The sequence below is a fragment of the Nonomuraea cavernae genome, assembly GCF_014646355.1.
Taxonomy (GTDB): Bacteria; Actinomycetota; Actinomycetes; order Streptosporangiales; family Streptosporangiaceae; genus Nonomuraea; species Nonomuraea cavernae.
This window is the reverse complement of sequence record NZ_BMNH01000041.1, coordinates 43,843-54,386: the sequence shown is the minus strand read 5'-3', so window position 1 is coordinate 54,386 and position 10,544 is coordinate 43,843. Positions and strand designations below refer to the sequence as shown.

10 protein-coding genes are annotated in these 10,544 nt (G+C 64.6%); 5 read left to right on the top strand and 5 right to left on the bottom strand.

The genetic code is table 11. The features are described 5' to 3' along the window. Positions 1-118: 118 nt before the first annotated feature. Complete coding sequence (locus tag IEY82_RS36310; protein WP_189128817.1) at positions 119-859, top strand: helix-turn-helix domain-containing protein; 741 nt, start codon at positions 119-121, stop codon at positions 857-859. A gap of 3 nt (positions 860-862) precedes the next feature. Beyond that, positions 863-1,339, top strand: a complete 477-nt coding sequence (locus tag IEY82_RS36305) for an NUDIX hydrolase (protein WP_189128816.1) — start codon at positions 863-865, stop codon at positions 1,337-1,339. Here the strand turns inward: IEY82_RS36305 and IEY82_RS36300 are convergent. The 4 genes from IEY82_RS36300 to IEY82_RS36285 all read right to left on the bottom strand — a co-directional run bounded on the left by IEY82_RS36300 (position 1,303) and on the right by IEY82_RS36285 (position 3,466). Then, complete coding sequence (locus IEY82_RS36300) at positions 1,303-1,998, bottom strand: DUF6000 family protein (protein ID WP_189128815.1); 696 nt, start codon at positions 1,996-1,998, stop codon at positions 1,303-1,305. The two genes, IEY82_RS36305 and IEY82_RS36300, sit on opposite strands and share 37 nt — an antisense overlap. 25 nt (positions 1,999-2,023) lie before the next feature. Beyond that, positions 2,024-2,587 carry an HD domain-containing protein gene (locus IEY82_RS36295; RefSeq protein WP_189128814.1) on the bottom strand — a complete coding sequence of 188 codons (564 nt, stop codon included), beginning with the start codon at positions 2,585-2,587 and terminating at the stop codon, positions 2,024-2,026. A gap of 67 nt (positions 2,588-2,654) precedes the next feature. Continuing rightward, positions 2,655-3,107: a GntR family transcriptional regulator gene (locus tag IEY82_RS36290; RefSeq protein ID WP_189128813.1), complete on the bottom strand. Its 453-nt coding sequence runs from the start codon at positions 3,105-3,107 to the stop codon at positions 2,655-2,657. A gap of 14 nt (positions 3,108-3,121) precedes the next feature. Then, positions 3,122-3,466: a hypothetical protein gene (locus IEY82_RS36285; protein WP_189128812.1), complete on the bottom strand. Its 345-nt coding sequence runs from the start codon at positions 3,464-3,466 to the stop codon at positions 3,122-3,124. Between the two features lie 145 nt (positions 3,467-3,611). On the opposite strand from IEY82_RS36285, the gene IEY82_RS36280 reads away from it, so the two are divergent. Continuing rightward, positions 3,612-4,346 (top strand): phospholipase D-like domain-containing protein, encoded by a 735-nt coding sequence (locus tag IEY82_RS36280; protein WP_189128811.1) that lies wholly within the window; start codon positions 3,612-3,614, stop codon positions 4,344-4,346. A 397-nt stretch (positions 4,347-4,743) separates the two neighbouring features. On the opposite strand, the gene IEY82_RS36275 is transcribed toward IEY82_RS36280, so the two are convergent. After that, complete coding sequence (locus IEY82_RS36275; RefSeq protein ID WP_225263877.1) at positions 4,744-6,534, bottom strand: DUF6119 family protein; 1,791 nt, start codon at positions 6,532-6,534, stop codon at positions 4,744-4,746. Positions 6,535-6,802: 268 nt separating this feature from the next. Between IEY82_RS36275 and IEY82_RS36270 the strand changes: the two genes are divergently transcribed. Both IEY82_RS36270 and IEY82_RS36265 read left to right on the top strand, forming a co-directional pair. Then, complete coding sequence (locus tag IEY82_RS36270; RefSeq protein WP_189128810.1) at positions 6,803-8,563, top strand: N-6 DNA methylase; 1,761 nt, start codon at positions 6,803-6,805, stop codon at positions 8,561-8,563. 23 nt (positions 8,564-8,586) lie between these two features. Beyond that, positions 8,587-10,533: a type I restriction-modification system subunit M gene (locus IEY82_RS36265; RefSeq protein WP_189128809.1), complete on the top strand. Its 1,947-nt coding sequence runs from the start codon at positions 8,587-8,589 to the stop codon at positions 10,531-10,533. Positions 10,534-10,544: the final 11 nt, after the last annotated feature.

Here is a 10,544-nt window from a genome sequence, read left to right as displayed (position 1 = left end):
TTGCTTGCGAACCGAGAATGCGACGGAGAGTCAGGACGAGATCACTACACGACGGGACATGTTCAAGACGTCCGGCCTACGATGGCCGAGTCCCCGGACGTCCTCTTGAGCAGGTGACATGGCGAACGAGAGATTGCGGGCGGCCCTGCTGCAGCGCGGCGTGAGCATCGCCCAGCTCGCACAGGCCATCGAAGTGGACCCCAAAACGGTCGAGCGGTGGGTGACCAAGGGACGCGCGCCGTACCGAAAGCACCGCTTTGCGGTGGCTTCCTACCTGGAGGCCGAGGAGACCTACCTGTGGCCGGAGGCTCTCACCCGCGACCAGGTCGCCTCAGCGTCCGAGAGCGAGATCGTCACCGTCTACCCGCACCGCTGGGCCGTCCCACGGGACGTGTGGGGACGACTGTTCTCAGCGGCCTCGGCGGAGATCGGCGTGCTGGTCTACAGCGGGTTGTTCCTCGCCGACGACACCGGCATCGTGCGCATGTTCGGCGACAAGGCCGACACCGGAGTGAAGGTGCGGATCCTGCTCGGCGACCCCGACTGCGCCGAAGTGGCCCAGCGCGGCGCGGACGAGGGCATCGACGACGGTATGGCCGCCAAGATCCGCAACGTGCTCGTGTTGTCCCGGCCGCTGATCGGGCGGGCCAACGTGGAGTTCCGGCTGCACGCCACCGTGCTGTACAACTCCATCTACCGCGCCGACGACCAACTCCTCGTCAACACCCACGTGTACGGCGTGCCCGCCGGCAACGCGCCCGTCTTCCACCTGCGCAAGGTCATCGGCGGCGACATGGTCACCACCTACACCGAGAGTTTCGAACGCGTCTGGGACCGAGCACGGCCGATAGGGTCCTGAGTCATGGCCAAGCGGATCGACTACTACGACGACCCGAACGCCCCCGCACCCAACAGCCTGGTCCCGTCCGTGAACGTCATCGTCACCAACGACGCCGGCGACTTGCTGATGATCCGCCGCACCGACAACGACAACTGGGCTGTGCCCGGCGGAGCCATCGACCTGGGCGAGTCCATCCCGCAGGCCGCCGTACGCGAAACCCTCGAAGAGACCGGCATCACCTGCCAGATCACCGGCCTGGTCGGCACCTACAGCGACCCCCGACACGTCATCCTCTACACCAGCAACGGCGAGGCCCGCCAAGAGTTCTCCATCGTCCTCACTGCCCAAGCCATCAGCGGCAAGCCCACGCCGAGCGACGAATCCCGCGAGGTGCAATGGGTGCCCCGCGAGGAGGTCGCCGCCTTGCAGATGGATCGATCGATGCGGATGCGGATCGATCACTACCTGTCTGGAGCATCGTCTCCGTACATCGGGTGAGACCAGCGCTCTTCCAAGAAGCGCCGTCGTCGTGGCAGCCACTGTTTGATCGTGCCGGTCATGCAGCTGTCGGCGAAGGCGCACAACTCGTCTGTGACCTGCTTCTTTTCAGCTGGGCTGACCTTGCGCATCGTTGATCGTTCCCAGAGGCCGCCGGGCACGAGGAATCGAGCGGCGTGATCGGTTCCAAGTCGCTCATCGAGGTGGAGCAGCGCGCCCATCGCGTCGTCCTGGTCGTAGTGGCAATCCAGCCGGGGCAGGTAGTGGTCCAGGTAGGCGGTGAGGATCTCTGCGTCGCTGTCTTCGGCGAACCGGGCGAGAGCGAAGCAGTAACCCTCTCCGGAGTAGACGAGTTCGCTTTCCAGGAGCATTGCGCCGAGTCGCTCGCGAAAGTGTGTCCGCCGGTCCAGGCCGATCAGCCAGGCGGCGGTCAGCCGTGCTCGCCACTCGCTGTCCAGCAGCATTTCAAGGTCGCTGTCGGTGATCCGCCGTGCGTCCTTGGCCAAGGAGCGGGCGAACCGGGCAAGGTCTCGGTCCGGCAGCATCATGAACCCGCCGCCCAGAAGCTTCAGGTATCTGCGGACCTCGCCTCTGCCCGAGCTGACGTAGCGCCGGACGACGGCTATCAGTTCGAAGTCGGGCGGAATCGGAAACCGCATGACGTCATCATGCCGGGGATCTCTGTCACGGCACAGGCCTCGTGATGGTGGCCAGCGCGCTCTCCACCGCCTTGACGGCGGCCAGAATGCACGGGGTCGACGTCGCGATCGATCGGGAGACCAGGTGATCCGGGCCGTATCGGGAGTGGATCTCCGCGAGCCGTTCGGTGACATCGAGGTGCGTGCCGTCGGGACCGGTGGTCATGTCGCAGTAGGTCAGCGCCTCCACCAGTTCCGGGCGTTCCTCGTCGAACTCCGCGGTGAGCGCCTCGAACAGGGATCGTTCGCGGGCCTCGTTGACCGCGCAGGAGTGATGGGCGACCAGGCGGCACAGGGTGTCGTCGGCCTGGTGGACGTCGCGCAGGTAGCGCGCGCCGTCCAGGGGGTGAAAGCCGGTGTCGACCAGGCCGGGGGCGTAGCCGATGTCGTGCAGGTAGGCGGCGGCGGTCAAGGTGTCGGCCTCATCGCCCAGGATGGGCGCCAGCGACCTGGCGCGGGCCGCTACCCCTTGGGTATGCGCCCAGCGCCGGGGAAGCGTCGTCTCCAGCAGGCCTTTGGCGAGGTCATGAGCCCATTCAGCTTGTCCCACACTGCCCACGATAGGCACGGGGTGCCGGGATCGATCCAGTATGAGCGTCAGGACGTCCCAGGACGTCTCATCTGCGGACGAACCGGCCGCGGCCGTGCTCGGCCACGATCAGGCCCTCCTGCTCCAGGACAGCGAGCGCTTGGCGGACCGTGCTCCGCGACACCCCGTGCGATCGGCGCAACTGCGCCTCGCTCGGCACCGTGCTGCCCGGCGCCAGGTCACCGCGCTGGATCTGCTCGCGCAGTTCCCGCGCGACCGCCTGATACAGGTACGGCTCGCCGCAGGTCTTGCCGCCGCCCAGGACCAGCCGGCCCTTGGCGGGGATCGCCAGGATCAGCCCTTCGGCCTCCAGGAGCGCCAGCGCGCGCCGTACCGTGTTGCGCGCGACGCCGAACTCGGCGCACAGCTCCGCCTCTGAGGGCATCATCGTTCCCACCGGATACGTGGTCATCTCGATCCGTTCTCGAAGCCGGTCGACGATCTGAGGAAAGACCCGCCAGCCGGTCAGCCACCTGGTCACTGTTGATATGAGTCTCAGAGCCGGTACGCGTCCGCGATCTTGCCGAGGTTGAAGCTGAGTTCGCCCTGCGGCTCAGGCCGCCATCCCTGCCGGGCGGCCCGCTCGACGCGCTCGACCGCGGCCAGGAGCTGAACGCAGGAGGTTCGCTCGTCCGGCCGCTCGCCCCAGTAGAACCACCGGAACGGCAGATGCACATACACCCGACGGCGGCGACCCGTGGCGTCCAGCACCTCCACACCCGGACGGCCGTCATCCTCGATGAGGAACACCGCGGGCACGTTCCGCTCCACCAACTCGTTGCGCAGCGCCGCCAGCAACGCCTCCTGGCAAGCTCGCTGACGTTCCTTGAGGCCGTTCATCACCGGGATGTCCCTTCGTCGTCACGGTCGGTGTACATCGAGGTTCGCCCGCAGTCGGGAACCTTTACACCGCACCTCAGGGACGTCTGGGGACGTCTCGTGTTAGCTTCCCAGGCAGAAGGCCCGGCCTCACCGGAGGTGCCCCGTGAACGACAGCCTGCGCGACGCCCTCAGCAACGCCCGCCTCCAACCCACCGACATCGCCGCCCGCCTCGCCGTCGACCCCAAGACCGTCCACCGATGGCTCAACGGACGCACCCCCTACCCACGACACCGATGGGCCGTCGCCGACCTGCTTCAGATGGACGAGGCAGACCTATGGCCCGAGGTGACACCACGGCGCCGGGCGATATCCGAAGAGGTACAGGCCGTCTACCCGCACCGCTGGGCCGTGCCACAGGCCACCTGGCGCGACCTGTTCCAGAACGCCACGCGCGAGATCGGCATCCTCACCTACAGCGGCCTATTCCTCGCCGAAGACACCGGAATCATCCGCCTCCTGGTAGCCAAGGCCCGCGCCGGCATCAGGGTGCGCATCCTGCTCGGCGACGAGGACGCCGCCGAGGTGGCCGCGCGAGGCGTGGACGAAGCCATCGGAGCTGCCCTCATGGCCGCTCGGGTCAGGAATGCCCTCAAGCTGTACCGCCCTCTCGTAGGCATCGACCGGGCCGAGATCAGGCTCCACAGAACCGTGCTGTACAACTCGATCTACCGCGCAGACGACCACCTCCTGATCAACACCCACGCCTACGGCACACCCGCCGCCCAAGCACCAGTCATCCACCTACGAGCCACCGAACCACAGGCAGCAGCAGCCACCTACCTGACCAGCTTCGAACGCGTCTGGGCAACAGCTACGCCGGTCTCGGATGGGCTCTGAACAGGCAGAACGGTAGACAGCGAGATCGCCAACCAAGATTGTCGGGTCTCACTTGATGCTTGACGCCGACCAAGATCAGAAAGCAACTTATCTGCACGTCATCAAGGGCCGAGCCGCCTGTGGCGCCTCGGCCGCGTGCGGGCGGCAAGCTGGCCCGGCTGCGGCTCTTCGGCCGGTCCGGGCCAGCACCGCCCGCACGCTCAATAGGACTGGCAGAAGTCGCCCAGTTAAGGCCGTGACGATCGCTCACTTCGGCACTCGCCACAAACGGCTGGGGCGATCGACTGCCGCAGACCGGCTTCGCCGGCCCTTGCCACCGAGCATGAGGGCTGAGGTCGGTGCCTGCTAACCGACTGGCCCCATCTCCCACAAACTTCATGTGCAGGAGACCGCATGATCAGTCGCCTTTTCCTTCCGCGGCCGGTCCGTCGATGGACGGCGTCGCGCCCTTCCCCGTCGCTGAAACACGAGAGATGGAGACGATCTCCACGCGTGCGCCCATCCCCTCCAGCAGCGTCGTCGTGTGTAGCAGCGAGACCTTCGCAAACGCGAACAGCGATGACGGAGTCAACGGCATGCCGTCCTTGAGAAGGATGCCGAAAACCACGGTCGGCGAACGGAATGACCGGTCCAGCGGGTGCCCCGGAGCGAGCTCGTCGAGCTTCGTGAGGAACTTCTCGCGGGCTTCCCGGTCATTGCGCAGGGTTTCGACCGCGACCCGCCCCTGCGAGAAGAGGTGGTTCAGAGGTGCAGTGTCCTTGGCCTTCTTGACGCAGATCAGCTGGCCCGCGGGGCCCAGTGCGTCGGCGATTTCGAGACCGCCGCCGCGCAGGCGCTCGGTGTGAACCGTGTCCTTGTCGAGCAGCACGTAACCGTCCTGGGCTGCGATCTGCTTGTTGTACCAGCCTTCGTCGTGCTTCTCCGAGTCGCCGGGACGGGCCTTGGTCCATGGCGGCATGGTGACGCTGACGGTGTGCGCGAACAGCTCGGCGATCCGGCCTTCGATGATCGTCAGGTACTCCGCACCGACTTCGTACCACCGCCCCTGCCAGTAGAAATAATGGACGACGCCGTCGTCTACTTCGGTGGTGAGCCAGTGGTCCACCGGAACCTTGCTGCTGATCACTTCGTTGCCGGTGGCGTCGGCGAACATCACGATCCGGCCGTCGCGCAGGGTCGACAAGCGCTTGCCCGGCGGCAGATGCTCGACCGCCGAGACGAGCATGTCAACGTCGAGTTCGGCATGGGTCTGCGTGTTCTTCGCCAGGGTGACCTTGAAGGATTCGGCCTGCTCGAAGCGGTCCCTGCACGTGCTCGGCACGGCGAGGGCCATGCGCACGGCGCCGCCCTCGCCGAGCTTCTCGTCGAGCCGTGCATCGAGAAGCTGAGCCTGCTCGGACTTGGGGTTGAGCGGTCGAATCTGGGCGATGAACTCGAACACCGGAAGAGGGCTGGGGCGGCCGCAAACCTCCTCGATTTCCCGAAGATCGTGGAGGAGCGTGGCCGGCGTGTTGCCGAGGGCAATTTTGATCGAGCGATCGTTTCCCGTCACGTGCGCGGCCCGCGTGTGGTCCTTGGTGAAGGTGAGCGGAACGCCGCTGATCTGGCCCGAAATCTGGCTGACGATCTCGCCGAACTGCTCGATACCGAAGCCGCGGATGTGCTCGCCGCTCGTGGCGGAATTTTCGTCGGTACGGCCCCGCGCGTCCATGACTTGCCGGCGAACCTTGGTGATCCGGTCCTCGTTCAGGCAGCGGACCGCGAACTCGATGCCGAACCCAGGGTCGATCCGCGCCTGGTCGATCATCAAGTGGCCCATGCCGTACGTAAGGCCGTAGACCGCCTTGTCGGTGCGGATCAGAAGGAGGGAGAGGGCCGTGCGGTTCTCCTCGGCGGTGGGCAGCCCGGTCAACGCTTCGACGACGTCGCACCAGTCGGCGCGACCGGGAGCGATCGTGCCGGTGACGAGCAGCCCGTCGACTCCGTGGTAGGCGACGGCGCGAGCCTGGAATCCTTCTCTGTCGAGGTAGCTGGCCATAACGTACGACCGCAGGTCTTCGTGGTCGCTTCCACCCTTGTCGCGCAGTCGGTAGAGCGAGGTCTTCCGGCTCGTCGGCGCCTTCTTGACCTTCTTGGCCTTGATCTTCATCTCGGGGTTGGTGTTCACGATGGTCACGTCGATGCTCATCTCTTGGAGCTGATCCGGCTGCCTCGCCGGGCTCAGGTATGCCGCGCTTCGGGACGCGAGTGAAGTGCCTGGGGGCGTCAGTGGAGACCGCCGGGGACGTGGTCGAGCCACGTGACAAAAGCGTGCGCGGACTGGCAGCCAAGGTCGAATGCTGCCAGCGTCGGCAAGGAGGTTTCTAGCATGTGCAGGCCATCCGTGCAAACTGTACACAAAGTCAACGATGTACACATTCCCCTGTGTCCCGCTGGTTGGACTGTAAGGTAACGACATGAGCCCCGACGAAGATGAGGAACTGACAGCTGCGGCGATCGCGCGGCTGGCGGGTGTCGGGCGTGCAGCGGTTACCAACTGGCGGAGCCGCCACCCCAGCTTTCCCAAGCCTGTCGGTGGGAGCCGGCACAGCCCGACCTTCTCTCGGACAGAAGTGGAAGCATGGCTTCGGGCGACGGGGAAGGATGCCCAGCTAGCGACGGCCGGGCGGACGGACACGGGCACGCAGCGTGTCGCTTGGCCTCGTGAATCCCTGCCTGACGCACGGGACTCGGCGACCTCGCAGGGGCGAGCGGTTACGGATCTGACACCAGGGCAACTGCTGGCTCGCGTCATGGCATCGCTGCTTCCGCGCACGACCACTATCGCGCGACCCGCCGATGCCGATCACATCCCTGAGGTCCCCGTGGTTCTCGACCCGGCGTGTGCCGACGGCACACTGCTCATGGCAGTTGCAGACCGCTTCGGGGACGACGTCAAGGTCGCAGGACAGGAGGTAGACGAATCAGCCGCCGCTGCTGCAGCGCTGAATCTTCGCGCCAGCTACATCGGCCAACCGTATGAGGTCCATGCTGGTGACTCACTGCTAGCTAACCAACTTGCTTCATACATCGGCGCGGCGGCGGGGGTCGTCTGCGAGCCGCCATTCGATCAGCCCCAGTGGCCGGCAGATGAACTGGCCACTGATCCGCGATGGAAGTTCGGCGTCCCAGCTCCGCGTGACGGTGAACTTGCCTGGGTCCAGCATTGCTACGCCCACCTACGGCCGCGAGGCGTCGCAGTGGTCGCGATAACCCCTCGAACGTGTGTCCAACCCTCTGGTCGGCACATCCGTGCCGCACTCGTACGTTCCGGTGCCTTGCGTGATGTGATCGCCCTGCCGGGGGGGATGGGTTTGACAGCGCCTGGCAGCGATGTCTACCTGTGGGTATTGCAACGGCCGTACGGCAGGTCGAACGATTCCAAAGTCCGGCTAATCGACCTGTCCAAAATTGCCGACCCAGCCGATGTCCCCCACGAATTCGCCGCCTGGGAACAACTCCTCGAGGAGCTAAACCCTGCGATCTCCAAGGCTGTTCCACGCCTGGAACTCCTCGATGACGACGTCAATCTATTGCCATCCAGGCACATCAGCACGCGCGTCGAGGCGAGCGCCGACGACTTCACCCGTCTGTTCAGCCGACTGCGGGCACTTCACAGTCACGTCGGTCAGCTTTTTCCTCACTTCTCTCCACCAGCCGCACCCATCCGTCACTCCTATGTCACCCTCGGCGAGCTGGAGCGCTCGGGCACCTTGACTATTCGTTCCCGCAACGCCACACCACGCGCCGGGGACCTCTTGTTGCACACCTTGGGCAGGCCACCCACCGTCGCCGCAGGCACTGCCGAGGACGACATCGGCGTCGCGCAGGTAGTGGAGATCGACGCCACCCGACTGGACGCTCACTTCCTCGCCGCCTTCCTGCGGTCCGACGCGAACGCGCTGCCTGTGGTGAACACCCTCGGCGCTCTAAGTCGTGCAGACCTGCGCCGATGTCGCGTCCCACGGCTACCCTTGGCCGAGCAGCGCCGCTACGGTGAGTCCTTCCGCCACCTGCAACAGCTCGAAGAGGTGCTAGCGGCGCTGGCGAAGACAGGCGCACACGTGGTCGACCAGACCATCCATGGTCTCACTACCGGCATTTTGTCACCCAGCCGTGGTCTGATGAAGAACACTGATGATGTTCATGTTGTAAACGAGGAGACGAGAGCACTGTGACCTCAGGACCCACGCACTCCAAGATGGCGAATGACATCTGGGGAGTCGCAGACCTGCTACGGGGCGACTACAAACGCCACGAGTACGGCCAGGTAATCCTGCCCTTCACCCTGCTCCGTCGCCTCGATGCGGTGATGGCCCCGACCCGCCAGGCGGTGCGCGACCGCAACTCCTCACTTGACATCCAGAACAAGCAGCGACTCCTGGAGATCGCCGCGAAGCTCCCGTTCTACAACACCTCCCACCAGGACTTCGCCTCGGTCGCGGCCGATTCCACGAACGTCGCGAAGAACCTGCGCGACTACATCAACGGTTTCTCGCCGAACGTTCGGACGATTCTGTCCCGCTTCGACCTGGACAACCAGATCACTCGGCTGGCCGGAGCCAAAATCCTCTACCTGGTTCTCGGCAGATTCGCCGCCATGTCGTGGTTGGAAAAGCTCTCCAACCACGACATGGGCTACGTCTTCGAGCACTTGATCCGCAAGTTCGCCGAAGACTCCAACGAGACCGCCGGTGAGCACTTCACTCCACGCGAAATCATTAAGCTGATGGTCAACCTGCTGATCGCCCCTGACGCAGAGACCGTTGCAGGCGAGGGACAGGTCATCAACATCCTCGACCCGGCCTGCGGTACCGGCGGCATGCTGACCGCCGCCGAGGAGCACATCAAGTCGATCAACCCTAAGGCCGAGGTCTACCTCTTCGGCCAGGAGGTCAACGCAGAGTCCTGGGCCGTCTGCGAGTCAGACATGCTGATGCGCTTCCAGCGAGGCAACATCCACTTCGGCAACTCCTTCAGCGACGACGGATTCCCCGGCAGAAAGTTCGACTACATGCTGGCCAATCCTCCATTCGGAGTGGAATGGAAAAAGGTCAAAGACACCGTCGAAGCTGAGGCCGAACTAGGACACTCCGGCCGCTTCGGAGCAGGTACACCTCGAATCAACGACGGCTCATTCCTGTTCCTCCAACACATGATCTCGAAGATGGAGCCGGTGGAAGGCAAGGGAAGCCGACTGGGCATCGTCTTCAACGGCTCCCCACTGTTCACCGGCGCAGCCGAGTCCGGCGAGTCGAAGATCCGCCAGTGGATCCTTGAGAACGACTGGTTGGAGGGGATCGTCGCCCTGCCAGATCAGCTGTTTTATAACACCGGCATCTCCACCTACTTCTGGATCCTATCCAACCGCAAGGCGACGAAGTTGCGCGACAAGGTGATCCTGCTCGACGTCCGCGACCAGTGGGAGAAGATGCGCAAGTCTTTTGGCGACAAGCGCAAGCAGATCAGCGACGACCAGATCGAGCACATCACTGAGCTATACGTCGACGCGCTAAAGGTCGCCAACGACGACACGCATCCCGACCACGCCAAGGTGAAGGTCTTCCGAACGCGCGATTTCGGCTACCGTCGCATCACCATCGAGCGCCCGCTCACGCTCAGGTTCGAGATCACCAACGACACGCTCGCCGCGCTAGCGGACGCGAAAGCCCTGGCCAAGTGGGACGGACGCGATGCGATGATCGAGGCGCTCCGCGGGGTGGTCGGGTCTGTGTGGTGGACCAAGAGGGAAGCGACAAACGCCCTCCACGCCGCCGTCGTAGCGGCCGGCGGGACCTGGCCGAAGGGGACGACCCTAACGAAGAGTTTCTGGGCGGTCGTGGCGGTGTCCGACCCCGAAGGCGAAGTCCAGAAGGACAAAGATGGCAACGTGCTACCTGATCCGGACCTGCGTGACTACGAGAACATTCCGCTGGATCAGGACATCGACGCCTACTTTGCCCGCGAGATTCTCCCGTACCTGCCGGACGCCTGGATCGATTACGAGAAGACGAAGGTTGGCTACGAGATCCCCTTCACCCGCCATTTCTACGTCTATACACCGCCACGGCCCCTGGCAGCGATCGATGCTGAGCTTCGTGAATTGGAAACCCAGATCCAGAAGCTCCTGGGTGAGGTGACCGGATGACAACGCGCCTC